This is a genomic window from Gemmobacter nectariphilus DSM 15620, assembly GCF_000429765.1.
GTDB lineage: Bacteria > Pseudomonadota > Alphaproteobacteria > Rhodobacterales > Rhodobacteraceae > Wagnerdoeblera > Wagnerdoeblera nectariphila.
The window spans coordinates 47,280-64,814 of record NZ_AUCM01000006.1; the positions used below are offsets into that span (position 1 = coordinate 47,280).

At 68.5% G+C, this 17,535-nt stretch carries 16 protein-coding genes; 11 read left to right on the forward strand and 5 right to left on the reverse strand.

The window, feature by feature from the left end; translation table 11 throughout:
• Nucleotides 1-9: 9 nt before the first annotated feature.
• Entirely contained in the window at nucleotides 10-729 is a 720-nt protein-coding gene (locus G481_RS0106950; protein WP_028029381.1) for a uroporphyrinogen-III synthase, read from the reverse strand.
• A 51-nt stretch (nucleotides 730-780) separates the two neighbouring features.
• On the opposite strand from G481_RS0106950, the gene tsaD reads away from it, so the two are divergent.
• The 4 genes from tsaD to G481_RS0106970 are packed head-to-tail and all read left to right on the forward strand — an operon-like array spanning nucleotide 781 to nucleotide 3,502.
• Nucleotides 781-1,866 carry a tRNA (adenosine(37)-N6)-threonylcarbamoyltransferase complex transferase subunit TsaD gene (tsaD, locus tag G481_RS0106955; RefSeq protein ID WP_028029382.1) on the forward strand — a complete coding sequence of 362 codons (1,086 nt, stop codon included), beginning with the start codon at nucleotides 781-783 and terminating at the stop codon, nucleotides 1,864-1,866.
• The gene (locus tag G481_RS0106960) at nucleotides 1,863-2,810 is read left to right on the forward strand and encodes an NAD(P)H-dependent glycerol-3-phosphate dehydrogenase (protein WP_028029383.1); all 948 of its coding nucleotides are present in this window, start codon (nucleotides 1,863-1,865) and stop codon (nucleotides 2,808-2,810) included. The genes tsaD and G481_RS0106960 overlap by 4 nt, the downstream gene beginning before the upstream one ends.
• Nucleotides 2,811-3,080, forward strand: a complete 270-nt coding sequence (locus G481_RS0106965) for a YciI family protein (protein WP_028029384.1) — start codon at nucleotides 2,811-2,813, stop codon at nucleotides 3,078-3,080.
• Nucleotides 3,080-3,502, forward strand: a complete 423-nt coding sequence (locus G481_RS0106970; RefSeq protein WP_028029385.1) for an EVE domain-containing protein — start codon at nucleotides 3,080-3,082, stop codon at nucleotides 3,500-3,502. Before G481_RS0106965 ends, G481_RS0106970 begins: the two co-directional genes overlap by 1 nt.
• On the opposite strand, the gene G481_RS23110 is transcribed toward G481_RS0106970, so the two are convergent.
• The gene (locus tag G481_RS23110; protein ID WP_154664544.1) at nucleotides 3,499-3,702 is read right to left on the reverse strand and encodes a hypothetical protein; all 204 of its coding nucleotides are present in this window, start codon (nucleotides 3,700-3,702) and stop codon (nucleotides 3,499-3,501) included. The two genes, G481_RS0106970 and G481_RS23110, sit on opposite strands and share 4 nt — an antisense overlap.
• Before the next feature lie 127 nt (nucleotides 3,703-3,829).
• Between G481_RS23110 and G481_RS26640 the strand changes: the two genes are divergently transcribed.
• On the forward strand, nucleotides 3,830-5,608 hold the full coding sequence (locus G481_RS26640) for an acetate/propionate family kinase (protein ID WP_028029386.1): 1,779 nt from the start codon (nucleotides 3,830-3,832) through the stop codon (nucleotides 5,606-5,608).
• A 223-nt stretch (nucleotides 5,609-5,831) separates the two neighbouring features.
• Here the strand turns inward: G481_RS26640 and G481_RS0106985 are convergent, their stop codons facing one another.
• The gene (locus G481_RS0106985; RefSeq protein WP_028029387.1) at nucleotides 5,832-6,167 is read right to left on the reverse strand and encodes a hypothetical protein; all 336 of its coding nucleotides are present in this window, start codon (nucleotides 6,165-6,167) and stop codon (nucleotides 5,832-5,834) included.
• A gap of 155 nt (nucleotides 6,168-6,322) precedes the next feature.
• Here G481_RS0106985 and G481_RS0106990 point away from each other — a divergent pair, with 155 nt between their 5' ends.
• From G481_RS0106990 to G481_RS23120, 6 genes are all read left to right on the forward strand, one after another.
• Nucleotides 6,323-7,159, forward strand: coding sequence for an NAD-dependent epimerase/dehydratase family protein (locus tag G481_RS0106990; RefSeq protein WP_028029388.1), 837 nt, complete (start codon nucleotides 6,323-6,325; stop codon nucleotides 7,157-7,159).
• Entirely contained in the window at nucleotides 7,156-7,785 is a 630-nt protein-coding gene (locus G481_RS0106995; RefSeq protein ID WP_028029389.1) for a sugar transferase, read from the forward strand. The genes G481_RS0106990 and G481_RS0106995 overlap by 4 nt, the downstream gene beginning before the upstream one ends.
• Nucleotides 7,786-7,854: 69 nt before the next feature.
• Complete coding sequence (locus G481_RS0107000) at nucleotides 7,855-9,990, forward strand: YjbH domain-containing protein (protein WP_028029390.1); 2,136 nt, start codon at nucleotides 7,855-7,857, stop codon at nucleotides 9,988-9,990.
• A complete protein-coding gene (locus tag G481_RS23115; protein ID WP_161630508.1) occupies nucleotides 9,987-10,664 on the forward strand; it encodes a YjbF family lipoprotein in 678 nt (225 codons plus the stop codon). Before G481_RS0107000 ends, G481_RS23115 begins: the two co-directional genes overlap by 4 nt.
• Nucleotides 10,665-10,716: 52 nt before the next feature.
• Nucleotides 10,717-10,935, forward strand: coding sequence for a hypothetical protein (locus G481_RS25820; RefSeq protein WP_154664545.1), 219 nt, complete (start codon nucleotides 10,717-10,719; stop codon nucleotides 10,933-10,935).
• Between the two features lie 63 nt (nucleotides 10,936-10,998).
• Nucleotides 10,999-11,865 carry a YihY/virulence factor BrkB family protein gene (locus G481_RS23120; protein WP_161630509.1) on the forward strand — a complete coding sequence of 289 codons (867 nt, stop codon included), beginning with the start codon at nucleotides 10,999-11,001 and terminating at the stop codon, nucleotides 11,863-11,865.
• Here the strand turns inward: G481_RS23120 and G481_RS0107020 are convergent.
• A complete protein-coding gene (locus G481_RS0107020; RefSeq protein ID WP_161630510.1) occupies nucleotides 11,862-15,638 on the reverse strand; it encodes a translocation/assembly module TamB domain-containing protein in 3,777 nt (1,258 codons plus the stop codon). The two genes, G481_RS23120 and G481_RS0107020, sit on opposite strands and share 4 nt — an antisense overlap.
• 47 nt (nucleotides 15,639-15,685) lie before the next feature.
• Nucleotides 15,686-17,485 carry an autotransporter assembly complex protein TamA gene (locus tag G481_RS0107025; RefSeq protein WP_245594937.1) on the reverse strand — a complete coding sequence of 600 codons (1,800 nt, stop codon included), beginning with the start codon at nucleotides 17,483-17,485 and terminating at the stop codon, nucleotides 15,686-15,688.
• Nucleotides 17,486-17,535 lie beyond the last annotated feature (50 nt).

Genomic DNA, 17,535 nt, shown 5'->3' on the forward strand with positions numbered 1-17,535 from the left:
CGCCGGGGTTCAAGCGCCTGCACCTGCGCCCATCAGACGCGCCAGCGCCGTCAGCATCCCCGGCCCGTCGGGCGTCGGGGCACATTCCACGCGCAGCGCGCCCAGCGGCCCGACCGCATCTGCTGCCGCCTTGCTGATCGCGGCGACAAGCAGCGGCGCGACCGTCCCCCCTGTTTGTGCCACGAAAAGCCCGGCGCTGCGCGGGGAAAATAGCGGCACGATCACCGGCGCCCCCTCCATCAGCCGGGCGCGGGCGGCTTCGGTCAACGGGCGCGGCTCCTGGGCATAGACGATGGCCTCGGTCACCGACATGCCAGCCGTGCGCAGCCGGGCCGCCAGATCCCCTGCCGCCTCGCGCCCCCGCGCATGCAGCCAGAGGCCCGGGCGGGGCTGCCTGGTCAGGGCGGCGACCAGCCCATTGGCATCGCCGCCGATGACCTCGGCCTGCCAGCCTGCGGCCTGTGCGGCCTCGGCGGTGCGCGGGCCGACGCAGACCGCGGGGCCGCGCCTGCCCGTCAGGCGCCGCAACCCTTCGACCCCCGTCTCCGAGGTGAAGATCGTGCCCTGCCAGCCGCCCGGCAGGGTCGGCGCCAGAAACACCGGCGCCATCAGGGGCGAGGACAGGATTTCCAGCCCGTCCCCGAACCTCTCGCGCAGTTGCGCGGCGAATCGCGTCGCGGCAGGCTCGGGCCGGGTCAACAGAAGGGTCGGGCGGGATTGTGCGGCCATGGGTCCGGTGTTACCTGCAACGACAACCCCCGGCAACGGGGTGGAGGGTGCATGGCGCAAACGCTGACATTCCTGGGGCTGGAAAGCAGCTGCGACGATACCGCAGCCGCCGTGGTGCGCCATGCGCCGGGCGAGGCGCCGCAGATCCTGTCCTCGGTCGTCGCCGGGCAAGAGGCATTGCACGCGGCCTTTGGCGGTGTGGTCCCCGAAATCGCGGCCCGCGCCCATGCCGAACGCATCGACCTTGCCGTCGAAGAGGCGCTGGCCGCCGCCGGCCTGACGCTGGGGCAGATGGACGGCATTGCCGTGACTGCAGGGCCAGGGCTGATCGGCGGGGTTCTGGCCGCCGTGATGTGCGCCAAGGGTCTGGCCGCCGCGACCGGATTGCCGCTGGTCGGGGTCAACCATCTGGCCGGCCACGCGCTGACCCCCCGGCTGACGGATGGGCTGGACTATCCCTATCTGATGCTGCTGGTCTCGGGCGGGCATTGCCAGTTCCTGCGCGTGGACGGCCCCGAAACCTATGCCCGCCTTGGCGGCACCATCGACGATGCCCCGGGCGAGGCCTTTGACAAGACCGCCAAGCTGCTGGGCCTGCCCCAGCCCGGCGGCCCCGCCGTCGAGCGCGAGGCCGCGCAGGGCGATCCCCGCCGTTTCGCTTTTCCCCGCCCGCTTCTGGACCGGCCGGGGTGTGACATGTCGTTCTCGGGGCTGAAAACCGCGCTGCTGCGGGCGCGCGACGGGGTGATTGCAGAAAAATCGGGGCTGACCGTGCAGGACCGCCGCGATCTGTGCGCGGGATTTCAGGCCGCCGTGGCCGATGTGCTGGCCGAAAAATCCCGCCGCGCGCTGGCGGCCCATCCCGGCATGACCGCCTTTGCCGTCGCGGGCGGGGTGGCCGCGAATACCGTCATTCGCGCTCGTCTGACCGATGTGGCTGCGGCGGCGGGCGTGCCCTTCCTTGCCCCGCCGCTGAGGCTGTGCACCGACAATGCCGCGATGATCGCCTGGGCGGGGATCGAGCGGTTCCGGCTGGGCCATCGCGACGGGCTGGACCTGTCCGCGCGCCCGCGCTGGCCGCTGGACCAGAGCGCGGCCCCCATGCTGGGCGCCGGCAAGAAGGGGGCCAAGGCATGACGCTGGTTCTGGGCGCGGGCGCCTTTGGCAGCGCGCTGGCGGTGGCGCTGGCGGCCAACGGGCCGGTCACGCTGTGGGGTCGGCGGCTGGACTGGGCGGATGCCCGCGAAAACCCGCTGCTGCCGGGTGTTGTGCTGCCCGACACCATCACGCTGACCGAATCCCTGCCCGCCCCCGGCAGCGCGCCGGTGTTGCTGGCGGTGCCCATGCAGGCGCTTGGCCGGTTCCTGGCCGATCATGCCGCACGGCTGGACGGCAGCCAGCTGGTGCTGTGCTGCAAGGGGATCGACCTTGCCACGCTGCGCGGCCCCTCGGCGCTGGTCGAGACGCATTGCCCCGCAGCCACCCCGGCGGTGCTGACCGGGCCCAGCTTTGCCGCAGACATCGCGCGCGGCCTGCCGACGGCGCTGACGCTGGCCTGCGCCAGTGATGCGGAAGGCGCGCTGCTTCAGGCGCAGCTGTCCACCCCGACGCTGCGGCTTTACCGCACCGCCGATGTGGCCGGGGCCGAGCTGGGCGGCGCGCTGAAGAACGTGATCGCCATTGCGGCCGGGATCGTCATGGGCGCGGGCCTTGGCGACAGCGCGCGCGCGGCGCTGATGACGCGGGGCTATGCGGAAATGGTCCGCCTGGCCGCGCGGCTTGGGGCGCGGGCGGAAACGCTGGCCGGGCTGTCGGGCCTGGGCGATCTGGTGCTGACCTGCACCTCGGCGCAATCGCGCAACTTTCGCCACGGCCTTGCGCTGGGTCAGGGCACGCCGCCCGACGCCTCGGCCACGGTCGAGGGTCTGGCCACCGCCCGCGCCGTGCTTGCCCGCGCGTCTGCGCTGGACATGGCGGCCGAGGTGCCCGTGACGCAGATGGTCGTGGCCGTCACCACCGGACAGATCGGCATTGCCGAAGCCGTGCAAACCCTGATGACCCGCCCGCTCAAGGAGGAATGAATGCTTTTTGCCCTGACCTGCATCGACAAGCCCGGCGCGCTGCAAACCCGGCTGGACAACCGCCCCGCGCATCTCGACTTCCTGAACGCCAGCGGCAAGGTGGTCTTTGCCGGCCCGTTCATCGCCGATGACAAGCCCACCGGATCGCTGGTGGTGATCGACGTGGCCGACCGCGCCGAGGCCGAGGCCTTTGCCGCCGCCGACCCCTATGCCAAGGCCGGACTGTTTTCCGATGTCACCATCCGCGAATGGCGCAAGGTGATCGGCTGATGCGCTACTGGCTGATGAAATCCGAACCCGACGTCTTCAGCTGGGACGATCTGGTCGCCACCGGCGCACGGGGCGAGCAATGGGACGGCGTGCGCAACTACCAGGCCCGCAACAACATGCGGGCGATGGAACTGGGCGACCAGGTGTTCTACTATCATTCCAACGTCGGGCTGGAGATCGTCGGCATCGCCGAGGTCTGCGCCCTGTCGCATCCCGACAGCACGGCAGGCGAGGATACCCGCTGGGATTGCGTCGATATCCGCGCGGTCAAGCCGATGCCGCAGCCGGTCAGCCTGAAGCAGGTCAAGGCGACGCCGGAACTGGCCAACATGTCGCTTGTCACCTCGATGCGTCTGTCGGTGCAGCCGGTCACGCCCGAGGAATGGGCGCTGGTCTGCCGCATGGGCGGGCTGAGCGACTAACCCGCCTTGCGGGCGCCAAGGACGGCGCCCGCAATCGCCCCGATGACCGACCCCAGCGGCACCCAGAAGAACACCAGCCCCATCGCATAGGCCCCTTCGGCCTGCGAGATGTGACACATCTCGGCCGCGGCCAGCCCTGCGGCCAGGGCGATGGCCCCGCCACCGATCAGCCCGACCAATCCCCAGACAACCCGGCGCATCCTTGCCTCCATGATCTGCAGGCAGTCTGCCACGGACCGGCCCAGCCACAAAACGCCATGTGCGGCGCCCTTGCGTCTTTCGCATGTCACCGCAGCGCGGCATTCTGCCCCAAAGCGGAGAGGTGAGATGCGGACACTGGTGTTCAATGCGGGCAGTTCCAGCCTGAAATTCGGCCTTTACGACATGGGCGGCGCCGAGGTGTTGCGCCTCAAGGGCGGGTTCGACCGCTTTGCCGAAGATGGCTGCGATCTGAAACTGACCGTGGATGGCACCCGCCACGACAGCCGCGCCCCGCACCGCGACATGGCCGCTGCAATTGCTGCCGTGCCGGGCATTCTGGCAAGCCACGGGATCGACGGGATCAATGCCATCGGCCACCGCATCGCCCATGGCGGGGCAAGGTTCGACAAACCCGCCCTGATGGACGCCCCGACACTGGCCGCCATCGAGGATCTGACCCCGCTGGCCCCGCTGCACAACCCGGCCAATCTGGCCGCTGTCCGGCTGGCGCAGCAGATCTGGCCCGGCCTGCCGCAGGTGGGGGTGTTCGACACCTCGTTCCACATGACGGCGCCCGCCTTTTCAACCACCTATGCCGTGCCGCTGCTCTGGCGCGAGGCCGGGCTGCGGCGGTTCGGCTTTCACGGCACCTCGCACAAATATGTGGCCCTGCGCGCGGCCGAGGTGATCGGCCAGCCGGTCGAGCGGCTTCAGATCGTGTCCTGCCATCTGGGCAATGGCGCCTCGGTCTGCGCGATCAACCGGGGGCGCAGCATGGACACGTCCATGGGCCTGACCCCGCTGGAAGGTCTGGTGATGGGCACCCGGTCCGGCGATGTCGACCCGGGCGCCTTCGGGTTCCTGTCGCGCGAACTTGGGCTGGACGTCGCGCAGATCGAAGCCGCGCTTTACAACGATTCGGGCCTCAAGGCGCTGACCGGCAGCCCCGACATGCGCGATGCCGAGGACCGGGCCGCGGCCGGCGATCCTGCAGCCCAGCTGGCCATCGAAATCTATGCCTATCGCGCCCGCAAATACATCGGCGCCTATGCGGCGGCGATGGGCGGGATCGACGCGCTGGTCTTTACCGGCGGGATTGGCGAGAATTCGGCCTCGATGCGGCGGCGGATCTGCGACGGGCTGGAATTCATGGGCGTCACGCTGGACATCGACCGCAACCAGCATGTCGATCTGGCCAACCGCGCGGCGCCCGAATTGCAGGCCTGGGGCGGCCGGGTGCGGGTGATCGTCACCGAAACACAGGAACAGCTGCAGATCGCCCGCGAAACCGCCGCCGCGCTGGCGGTCACGCGCCGCGCGCGGCTGGTGCTGCCGGTCGCGGTCTCGGCCCGGCATGTCCATCTGTGCCAGGCCGATGTCGAGGCGCTGTTCGGCCCCGGCGCCACGCTGAGCGCAGAATTCCCGCTGCGCCAGCCAGGCAACTTCGCCGCCCACCAGAAGGTGACGATCGAGGGGCCCAAGGGCGCGCTGCATCATGTCCGTGTGCTGGGCCCGACCCGCAGCCGCACCCAGATCGAGGTCTCGCGCACCGATACCTTCGCGCTGGGGGTCGAGGCGCCGGTTCGGCTGTCAGGCGATCTGGACGGCACGCCAAAGATCCGCCTGATCGGGCCCGCGGGCACGGTGGAAACCGATGGGCTGATCATCGCCGCGCGGCACATCCACATGCACCCGGACGATGCCGACCGCTGGGGCGTGAGCGACAAGGAAGAGGTCGAGGTGCGCGTCACCGGCACAGGCCGCGGCATGACCTTTTCCGGCGTCATTGTCCGCGTGCAGCCCAATGCCTTTACCGAAATGCACATCGACACCGACGAGGCGAATGCCGCCGGCATTTCGGGCGGCGCCGAAGGGGCACTGATCGCGCCGGAACACGGGGGCTAGGCCCACGCAAAGGCGCGCAGCACCCACCCCCGTTCGATCAGCCATATTTCGACTTGATCCGAATATCCTCGGGGGGTGAATTGGCCGTCAGGACAAGAGGGATCGGAGAGGACCGTGGCCGCGGTGCGGCCGCGTAGGCCCCAAAGATGAAAGCCCCCCTGCGACGCCGGCAAGGATCGTGACATGCCTGTTCAAGAAGTGCAGCAGACTGCGAAATCTCCGCTCAGGGCAGATCGCTGACCTGCACCAGGCCGAGCGCCAGCCGCTCGCCCGCGCGGGCGTCCAGCGGGCGTTCCGAGGCCGTGACCTCGACCACCGGGCCGCTGACCGTCCGCCCGCCGGTCTGCCAGACCAGCCGCCCGGCCAGCGCCTGCGGCTCGTCCCGCGTCAGTTCCAGTGTCACCGTGACATTGTGCCCCGCCAGCAGGGCCGTCAGGCTGGAACAGGCCGGACCCGTCCCCAGATGCCCGCCACCAGGCCCCCGGCAGGTGATGCGGGGATCCGCTTGCACGGGCAGCGCGGCAAGCATGATGGCAAGGACAAGGGCGATGCGGATCATCCCCCCTGATACCATGATGCGGTGCAGCAGGGCCACCCCTCGAACCGGGGGCGGGGCGGCGCCGTCGCATGGGTATTTGAGGCAAGGTGAAGCATGCAGATGCTGGACGGGGGCGGCCGGGCGGGGCAAGGATGGCCCGGACAACAGGGGGCAGGATGAACAGGGCTGATATTCTGGTCATGGGCGCCACCGGCAAGGTGGGGCGGCTGATGCGGGCGCATTGGCAGGCCAAGGGGCTGCGCGTTCTGTGGCAGGGCCGCAGCGCGGGCGCAGCGCCTGACTGGGCGGCCTGGACGCCGGGAATGGCGCTGCCGCGCGCGCGGGTCGTTCTGCTGTTGTCTGGCATTACCTCGGGCGACAGACCGGCATTGGCCGAGAACCGCCGCATCGGGCTGGATGTGGCCGAGGCGGCGATCAAGGCGGGGGTTGGCTGCATCCTGCTGGCCTCGACCATGGCGGTTTATGGCGCGACGCCGCCTGAAGGCGCGACCGAAGAGACGCCGCCCGATCACCCGCAGGCCTATGGCGCAGCAAAGCTGGACATGGAACAGGCGATGGCCAAGCACCTGCGCGGCAGCGGCACCGCACTGTGCGCCCTGCGGCTGGGCAATGTGGCGGGGGCCGACATGCTGGGCACCGTGATCGCCTCGGGGCGCCGGGTGGCGCTGGACCAGTTCGCCGATGGCAGCGGGCCGATGCGGTCCTATGTCGGGCCGCGGATGCTGGCCCGGGTGGTCGAGGCGCTGGCGCGCCGCATCATCGCGGGCGAGACGTTGCCATTGGCGCTGAACGTGGCCGGGCAGCGCCCTGTCGCCATGGCGGATCTGCTGGCAGCGGCCGGGGTCGGCTTTGACTGGCAGCCGGCCGGGCCGCAGGCCGTGCAGCAGGTCGCCATGGACTGCACGCGCCTTGCGGCGCTGGTGCCGCCCGTGCCAGAGGCGGAAACCGCCGCCGGGCTTGCGGCAGAATGGAAAGGGGCGATGTCGGCATGACACCTGCGAAACGGGCATTGGATCTGGCTGTCGCGCTGCTGCTGATTGCCATTCTGGCGCTGCCGTTCGGCCTTTTGCTGCTGTGGCTGCTGTGGCGCGAAGGTCGGCCGGTGTTCTATGTGGCCGAGCGGATGAAGGCGCCTGGCCAACCCTTTGCCCTGTGGAAGCTGCGCACGATGCGCATGGCCGATCCCGGCGCGAACAGCGGGGTTTCGGGGGGCGACAAGGCCAGCCGCATCACCGCCACCGGCCGCCTGCTGCGCCGCACCCGTCTGGACGAGGTGCCCCAGCTGTGGAACGTGCTGAAGGGCGACATGAGCTTTGTCGGCCCCCGCCCGCCGCTGCGCGAATATGTCGAGCGGTTTCCGCACATCTATGCCCGTGTCCTGCAATCGCGCCCCGGCATCACCGGCCTTGCCAGCCTGCATTTTCACCGGCACGAGGAATGGCTGCTGGCGCAATGCCGCACCCCCGAGGAAACCGATGCCGTCTATGTGCGCCGCTGCATTCCGCGCAAGGCGCGGCTGGATCTGATCTACCAGAAACGGCGCTCGATCTGCCTTGATCTTTCCTTGATGATTGAAACAGCGGCAAAGGTTTTGCCGGGACGGCGCGGCAAGCGATAACCGCCGCCACGCGGCTTGCCGTGGGGGAACCGCTCGCCTAAGGTGCGGCAAACCACGAGGGACCGCCGCATGATCCTTTCCGACTGGCGCCGCTTTTCGGCCCGCCCTGCTGCCGCGCTGTTGCTGACGGCTGCCGTGCCGATGGCAGCGCTGGCGGAAACCCGGCCGACGCTCAACTTCTATGGGGTGACCGGGCTGATCGACATGCCGTCGGCCGAAGGGCAGCCCGATGGCGATTTCTCGCTGAACGTGTCGCGGTTCGGCCGCACGACGCGAACGACCCTGACCTTCCAGATCAGCCCGCGCCTGCAAGGCAGCTTTCGCTATACGGGGGTGCGCGGCCTGACGCTGGGCGGCTTCGGCCCGAACGACACCTATTATGACCGCAGCTTCGACATCCGCTATCGCCTGCTGAACGAGGGACTCTGGTGGCCCGCGGTGACGATCGGCCTGCAGGATTTCATCGGAACCGGGCTGTTTTCCGGCGAATATGTCGTGGCGACCAAACATGTCAGCCCCCGCGTCAAGGTGACGGCTGGTCTGGGCTGGGGGCGCCTTGGCAGCTTTGGCTCGTTCGCCAATCTTGGCACGCGCCCGGCCCCGGGAACCGCGACGGGCGGCACGCCCAACATCAAGCAATGGTTCCGTGGCCCCATCGCCCCCTTTGGCGGGATCGAATGGCAGGTCTCCGACAAGCTGGGGCTGAAGTTCGAATATTCCTCTGATGCCTATAGCGAAGAGGCAGGCAAGCAGGGCCTGTTCAACCGCCGCAGCGCCCTCAACATCGGGGCGGAATATCAGCTGACCGAAGGGGTCCGGCTGGGCGCCTATTATCTCTATGGCTCGACGCTTGGATTTTCGGCCAATATCGCGCTGAACCCCAAGCGCCGGGCGATTACCGGCATTTCCGGCCCTGCCCCGGCGCCGGTGGTGCTGAGGCCGTCACGGCAGAGCAATCCGGCCGCATGGTCCGACAGCTGGGCAAGCGCGGGCGGCACTGCGGCGGCGACCAGCCTGGGGGGCAAGGTTGCCAACCAGCTGCAGGCCGAAGGCGTCGTGCTGGAATCGCTGGCGGTGACGGGATCGCATGTCGAGGTGCGCATCTCGAACCGGCTTTACGATGCCAATGCCCAGGCGATCGGGCGCACCGCGCGGGCGCTGACCGCGACGATGCCCGCCTCGGTCGAGACCTTCGACATCGTCCCGGTCGAGCGCGGCATGGATCTGGCCCGCGTCAGGGTCCGCCGGTCCGATATCGAATCGCTGGAACATCAGCCGCACAATGCCGCCGCGCTGCGCCAGCGGGTGGAATTCTCGGACGCGGCCACCGTTGCGCCCGGCCATGTGCCAAGCCCGAACAAGCAGCGCGCGCTGCGCTGGGGTGTGTCGCCCTATCTGCGGTATGGCCTGTTCGACCCGTCGGGTCCGGTGCGCGCCGACGTCGGCCTGCGGCTTTCGGGTGAGCTGCGGGTGGCGCGCGGGCTTTATCTGTCGGGCTCGGTCACCCAGCGCCTTGCCGGCAATCTCAGCAAATACAACAAGGCGTCGAACTCGGTGCTGCCGCATGTGCGGACCGACGATTATCTGCGCAGCCGCCGCAGCAACGAGCTGGAGCGGCTAACGCTGGCCTGGTATGCGCGGCCCGGTGCGAACCTTTATAGCCGCGTGACCGCGGGCTATCTGGAACGCGGCTATGGCGGCATCTCGGGCGAGCTGCTGTGGAAGCCGGTGGACAGCCGCCTCGCCCTGGGGGCCGAGCTGAACTATGTCAAGCAGCGCTCGTTCACCTCGGCGACCGGGTTTGCCAACTATGCCATCGCGACCGGGCATGTGTCGGCCTATTACGCCTTGCCCAGCGGCTATCATGTGCAGCTTGATGTCGGCCGGTATCTGGCGGGCGATCTGGGCGCGACACTGTCGCTGGACCGCGAGTTTGCCAATGGCTGGCGTGTCGGCGCCTTTGCGACGCTGACCAACGTGTCGGCCGCGCGATTTGGCGAAGGGTCCTTCGACAAGGGGATCCGCCTGACCATTCCGGTAAACTGGCTGATCGGCGCGCCTGTGCGGGCTGCGGCCAGCACGACCATTCGCCCGATCCAGCGCGACGGCGGCGCGCGGGTGGATGTGACAGGCCGGCTTTATGAAACGGTCCGCAGCTGGCACATGCACCGCACGGACGATCAATGGGGGAGGGTCTGGCGATGATCCGGCAGGTTTCGCGGATGCGCCCCGGCCTTCTGGCGCTGACACTGATTTCTGGGCTGACCGCCTGCGCCAGCGGCAATCATACCGATGTCGGCGGCATGAAGGTTGTCACTGCGGTGCTCAAGGAACAGATCGCCGCCCGCAAGGCCAAACCTGTGGTGCCCCAGCTGACCCGTGCACAGGTCGGTGCCTCGCCGATCCCGCTGCTGATCATGCAGGTTGAAAAAGACGGGCGGGCCGGCATCTTTGGCCAGATCAGCGCGAACAGCGGCGCGCAGACCTTTGCCTCGCTTGATGCCGTCTCGCTGACGCTGCGCGATGGCGTCCTGATTTCGACCCGCGGGCTGGGGACCGACCTGATGTCGGCCGAGGTTCCGACCGCCGCGACCATTGCCTCGGGTGATGCCAGCTACCTGCGCAGCTATCAGGTGCTTGACGGCACCGATCAGACCCTTGATCTGCAATACGAATGCCACCTGCGCCCCGAAGGCCAGGAGACGCTGGTGATCGCGGAACGCAGCTATCCGACCCGCACGATCACCGAAGTCTGCATCGGCGATGGCGACGTGTTCGAGAATCAGTACTGGATCGACAACCGCGGAAAAATCAGGCAGTCGCGCCAGTGGACGGGCACTGTGATCGGAAAGCTGCGCATGACAAACCCGGCGAACTAGGCCCCGGGATTTTTGCTATACTTGCAAACTGGCCGATGCTATCAAAACTCAAGTGACCTATCTGAGGAGTATTGAAAAGAAGACCATTGCTGCACTGGCTGCTGCTGCTGCCCTGCTGACCGCCCCGGCCGCTTTCGCTCAGGCTTCGGCTGGCGCTGCTGTGACCTCGCTGGGCGGCGCTGGTGCGACCGCAGCGATCATCACCGCGCTTATCGCTGCGGGCCTGATTGCTGCCACCAACAACGGCACCACCACCACGACCACCAATTGATCGGCATTCCCTTCGGGGATGTCGCGGGGGGCAGCCTTGGCTGCCCCCTTCGCATTTGCAGACATGGTTGGCCAACTTCTGCGATTCGTGCCGGGCATCATACGCCGGCCAGTGATTGTCGCCCTGCGTGCCTGGACGCTGAGCGCGCAGCGCCATCTTGGCCTGATCGCGGCGGGGGTGGCGTTCTTTTCCGTTCTGGCCATCTTTCCCGCGCTTGGTGCCCTGGTCGCCATCTGGGGCCTGTTCGCCGATCCGCATGTGGTTGCGGCGAACATGGCCGATCTGGCCGAGTTCCTGCCGCCCCAGGCCTTTGAGATCCTGAATGCACAGGTCACCGGGCTTGTCGGGGCCGGGGCAAGCACGCTGGGCTGGACCACTGCCATCAGCCTTGGGGCTGCCTTGTGGTCGGCACGCGCGGGCATGGCGGCGCTGGTTCAGGGCATCAACGCCATCTTCGGGCGCGAGAATCGCAGCGGGGTCCACCATCAGGCGCTGTCGCTTGCGCTGACCATGGCCATGGTCGGGGCGGCTGTGGTGGCGCTGGCGGCGGGAATCATCGTGCCGATCATCCTGGCGCTGGTGCCGCTGGGTCAGTTCGAGGCGGATCTGATCGGGCTGGCGCGGTGGTCCATCGCGCCGATCTCGACTGTGATGGGAATCGGTCTTGTCTACCGCTATGGCCCCAACCTGCCTGGCCGGCGCCCGCCGCTGTTGTCCGTCGGCCTGCTGGTGGCGGTGCTGCTATGGCTGGCCGCCTCGGCCGGATTTTCGATCTATCTGGCGAACTTTGCCAATTACAACAAGGTCTATGGCTCGATCGGGGCGGTGATCGCGCTGCTGATGTGGTTCTATCTCAGCGCCTGGGCGGTGCTGATGGGCGCGGCGGTGAATGCCGTGCTGACGGGCCGGGATCAGGGGACCCGCCCCTAGTAATCGCGTTCGAAGTGAATGCCGACCCCGGTATTCCCCGCAGCCGAGGTTCGCCCGCGCACTGTCACGCTGGGGCTGAGATCAAGGTTGATCGACACTTCCGAATCCTGGCTGCTGCCCAGTGTCAGATCGACATAGATGTTGTCGGACAGATACTTGCCCGCCTTGACCGCCGCGCCGCCATTCTCGGACGAGGTGACATCGAAATCGTCCAGACCGAACGACTTGCGCAGCCTGTCGACGACCCCGCTGCCGCCCTTGCCGGTCAGCGTCGCCACGGCCGAGGCCAGTTGCGCGGCCTGAATCGGTGTCAGCGTCGTCAGCCCGCGGCCGAACAGCAGGCGGGCGACCACCTCTTCCTCGGGCAGTTCGGGCGAGGACAGGAAGTGAATGCCCGGCGCATCGGCAGGGCCATCCACCACGACGCTGGCTGTTCCATCGACGGTATCGGTGGTCGCCACCAGACGGATGGTCGGGATCAGGCTGCCCTCCATCTGCATCTGGCCTTCCGAGAACGAAAACCGCTTGCCCAGCAGATCCAGCCGCCCCCGGATCAGCTCCAGCCCGCCCGAGGGCACGACATTGGCCGTGCTGCCCATGATGCGGAACGCCCCGCCCAGTTCGGCATCCAGCCCGCGGCCCCGGATGAAGACCCGATTGGGGGCCGAGATCGTCACATCCAGCGGGAACGCCCGGCCGGGCCCGGCAGAGCCGGCCGCCTGCGAGTCCAGCAATCCGGCGCGGGCCCGGGTGCGATGGACCGCCGCCGGCTCGCCGATATGGCGCAGGTCGGGAATCGCTGCCGCGCCGCCCAGCCCCGTCGAGGGGATGCGCATTTCGGTATCCGACAGCGTAACATCGCCTGCAATGCGCGCCCCCCCTGTCAGCGGGCCAGACACCGTCAGCGCCCCGTTGGTCCGGGTCCGATAAAGCTGAGGATCGCGCAGGACCAGATCTTGCAAGGCGATGCGCAGATCGCCCGAATAGGGCGCCGCCAGGGTGACCGGCCCCGCGACCGTCACCGCGCCGCCTGCATCCGACTGTGCCCGGATGTCCAGATCGGCCCGGCCGCCCGACAGGTTGGCCGTGACCCGCACCCCGGAAAACGCCATGGGCGGATCGGTCAGCGTCAGGCGGCCATCTGACAGGCTGACCTGCCCGGACAGCGATTGCAGGGCGGGCCTGCCGCTCGCTGCAACGTCAAACCGCAGCGGCCCGCGCACCGCGACCGGCCCCAGAAAGGCATTGGCCAGCGCGGCATCGGCCGTCCCGTTGGCGGTCAGCGCAACGGTGGAAAGGTCGCTTGCCGCCGTGCCGCCCAGCTTCGCATTGATCCCGCCCGGCCCCTGCGCCGTCAGATCCAGCATCAGGCGGCCCGCGGCTTCCTCGACCCGGCCGGCCACGGTCAGCGCGCCCGGAACGCCCGGCACCAGCAAGGCCATGTCCACCAGCCGCGCGGTCAGATCGACCTGCCGCCGATCGCCCGTCTGCTGGGCATCCGCGCGGGCGGTCAGTTGCGGGTTGTCCAGCCGCAGCCCTTCCAGGCGGATCACCCCGTCCTGACGGCTGGCGCTGACTGACAGGCTGGTCGCGCCGCGCAGCAACCGATCAGCCTCGGCCTGCCCGATCGACAGGCCCTGCGCCCTGGCCTCGATACGGGCGGCCTCGCGCCCGGCAGTCAGGCTATAGCTGACATCGCCTGTCAGGCTGCCCCCAAAGCCCGCGCCTGCCAGCGACAGGTTGCCGAAATCGAACTGCGCCGCCAGATCGCGCGCGGTGTCCGACAGGCTGCCTCTGGCCGCCACGGTCCATGTCGGGGCCGCAACGGTGGCCCGCTGCACCGTGACCGTGCCGTCCAGCAGATGCGCGGCGATGTCCAGCGTCGAGGCGCCGCGCAGCAGACCGTCGGCCTGCGCGATGCCGGTCCGCAGGTCGGTGCCCTGCCCCTTCAGCGTCAGCGTCAGGTCATTGTCCAGCGCCGAGCCGCCAAGGGTCGCATCGGCCACCAGCCGCCCGCCGCGATCCGCGCCCAGCACGGAGATATCGGCGAAATCCAGCCGCGCCATCAGGCTGGGGCCCGTCGAGCGGATCCAGCCCTGACCGGCCAACGTCAAGGTCTGCGCATTGACAGTCAGCGCGCGGATCTGCGTGCCCTGTTCGCCCCGCGCCGCATCCAGCCGGATCGTGCTGGTGCCGCGCAGCAGCGCGTCAGCCTCGGGCTGGCCAAGGCGAATATTGGTGCCGCGCAGATCGGCCACACCATCAAAGGCGCCAGACAGCGGCGTGACCGCGCCTTGCCAATCCAGCTGCCCCGCCCCGGCCAGATCGCGCCCGGCCAGACGCGACAGGCGCGACAGATCGTCAAGCCGCGCGGTCAGCTTGCCATCGACGGTCAGGGCGGTGGCCGGACCATCGACGGTCACGGCGGCATCGGCGGAATAATCGGTGCCTTGCAGCACGAGTTCGGAAATCGACAGCGGCCGGTCCTCGGCCCAGTCGAACCGGGCGGCGCCGCGCAGGGCACTTCCCAGAGCCTCGGCCAGTGCCGGATCGGCTGGGGCCAGCCCCACACCCTCGAACGTCAGCGCGCCGCCCACGGCCTGGCGGCCATCGGGCTGGCGGGCAATGCGGCCGCTGCCGGTCAGGTCCAGCCGCGCGGCCTTGGCAGCCGGGGCATCAAGGCCCGCGATCTGGCCGGTCAGGGTCCAGCCTTCGCCCCCGGACAGCGAATCGTAGTCCAGGGCCAGCACCGCACTGGCCAGCTGCACCGGATCGCCCGAGACCGGCAGACGCACCGGCTGCCCATCCGTCGCGCCAAGGTTCAGCGCGAGTTTCAGCCGCTGGGGCAGGCCATCCGCCGCGATCTGCGCGGAACCATCGACCGTCAGCGCCGCCGCCTGAATCTGCAACCGCTCCAGCGTGGTCAGCCCTTCGGGCGAGCGGCTGCCCTTGGCGAACAGCGCCACATCGGGGCCAAAGAAGGCCCGGTATTCGGGCAGGAACAGCGGCGTCACATCGCCCTTCAGATCGGCGCCAAAGGTCTGGTTGCCATCGGCATCGCCGCCCACCGAAACCTTGCCGGCGAAACGGTCCTGCCCATCCGAGGCAAGCCCGACATTGGCGGTGAAATCGCTCAGCGGTCCCTTGCCGGCAATGGTCAGATCAAGCGCCGGCTTGCCCGGCAGGCCGATCATGCCAGCCGCGATCCCGCCCTGGGGTTCCTGCAAGGACAGATCCAGCGACAAGTCGCGGCTGGCATTGGCAAAGCTGCCTTTCAGCGCCAGTTTGCCCAGGGTGCCATCGGTGCGTTCCAGCACCAGCTGGGCCTGACCCTCGCCGCCCGACAGGTTGGCGCCGCCTTCTAGCCGGGCCTCGACCGGCTCGCCCAGGATGGTGGGGCCAAGGCTGATCCGGTCGGCCTTCATTTCGCCCACGCGCACCGAAACCGGCAATTCCGGCAGGGCAAAGGGCGTCGCCTCGGGGCTGGGGGCGGCGGCTTCGGTCTGGGGCAGGCGCTTCAGCTCGATGCTGCCTGCGGTCAGGCTGTTCACCTCGACCCGCCCGACCAGCAGGGCGGCGCGGCTCCAGTCCAGGGCCACATCGGTCAGCCGCAGCCAGACGCCCTGATCGTCGGCAATGGTCAGCGCGGCGATCTGCGCGCGCGAGGACAGCGCGCCCTGAAACCCCTCGATCCGCACCTCGCGCCCGGCGCCGGACAGGTTATCCTCCAGCAGGGCGGTCAGAAAACCGCGGTCGTCACTTTGCTGGGCCAAGGCACCCAGCGGGACAAGACATGTTGCCAGAAGAAGCGCGCGCCGCATCAGAAGGCCTGCCCGATGCCAAGGTAGAACTGCAAGCCATCCCCCTTTCGCCCGCCAGCCGGAACCGCAAGATCCAGCCGCAGGGGGCCAACCGGGGTTGCATAGCGCACACCAATGCCGGCGCCCGCGTGCCAGCTGGACAAGGCGCCAGCGTTGAACGTGGAATCCGTGATGCGGCCATAATCGAAGAAACCGACCAGGCCGATCTTTTCGGTCACCTTGCCCCGCACCTCCAGCGAGCCGCCCAGGAACCGCGATCCGCCCGAGGCGACCCCGCCGATCGTGACCCCCAGCGACTTGTAGGGCTGGCCGCGCACCGTGCCGCCGCCGCCCGACCAGAAGCGATAATCCGTCGGCGTATCGTCCAGCGCGGCCCCCGCGATGAACCCGCCCTGAAAGCGCGCCGCGAAAACGATCCGCTTGCCCAGCGGATAGAACCCGCGCGCATCGACCGTGCCGCGCAGACCCGAAGCCGTGCCCCCGAACCCCAGGAACGGCATTGCCTCGGCGTCGATCCAGAAGCCCTTGCGGGTGTCCAGCGCATTGTCGCGCCGATCCCATGTCAGGCCAACCGGCAACGAGAGGCTGCGATAGTTGCGGGTGCCATTCGCATCGGTCGTGTGGGCAAAGGTGTAAACAACCTCCGCCCGCCCGGTCAGCTTGTCGTTGAAGATATGCGACAGGCCAAATCCGAACGAGGCCTGATCCGTGCGGCTGCCCGAATCGTTCACCCGCTCGACCCCCAGGGTCAGCTTGGCGGTGGTGTCGGGTGTAAAAGTGGCAGGGCGTTCCAGCGTGACGCCAAGGCTGTAATCCATCCCGCCGCTGCCCTTGACGCCGATATTGGTCGCCTCGGCCTCGATCATCAGCCGCTCGCCGCCACCATTGAGGTTGCGATGCAGCCAATAGGCGGAAACCGTGGCGCCTTCGGTGCTGGTCAGTTCTGCCCCGAAGCCCAGCCGGCGCAGCGGCATTTCCGAAACGCTGGCCGCAATGTCCAGCGTGTTGCCGGGGCCAAGGGTTTCCGCCTCGGTCATGGCGACGGATCGGAAAACGCCGGTGCGCCGCAGTCGGTCGGCGGCCTTGCGCAATTCCTCGGGCGAATAGATCGTGCCCTCTTTCAGCCCGGCGATCTTGTAAAGCCGCGCCAGCCGCATCCGCTGCTGACCACTGAAAGTCAGCTTGCCGAACCGCGCCTGCGGGCCGGGGGCGATGCCAAGCCGCGCATCCAGCGTATGACGCGGATGATTGGCGGTCAGCTGCTGGCTGCCCACCTTGGCCTTGGCATGGCCGATGGTGCGCCAACCGTCGACCGCCGCATCCGCTGCATCGCGAATGGTGCCGGAATAGGCCGGCTGGCCAACCGCAAACCCGCCGGGCAAGCGGGTGCCCGGCGCCAGCGGCGCCGCCTCGGCCCGGCTAAAGGTGAACTCGGGGCCGGGTTTCACCTCGATGGTCACGTTGCGAATCTGGGAAGGCGCGTTCAGCGGTGCGATATCCGCCGCCTCGCGCCCGTCGATGCGGATCGAGATGATGCCGGAATAATGCCCCGCCGCATACAGCGCGCCCAGAAGGCGGGCATAATCGGCCTGCGCGGCACCGAAGATTTCCTGCGCTTCGGTCCGGCCATCGCGCCGCGCAGCCTCGGTCAGCGAGGCGCCACGCAGCGAATCGGCCAGATCCTTCGATGCCCCCGGAAGCGCAAAGGTCACCCCATCCAGCGCCCATGCAGAGGATGCCGCGAACACCATCGAGGTCACGACGGGCAGGACACCCCTGGGAACACGACCAACAGACACGACACACCCCGCAAGCATGAGGCGAATCTCGCATGGACCCGATTCAAGGG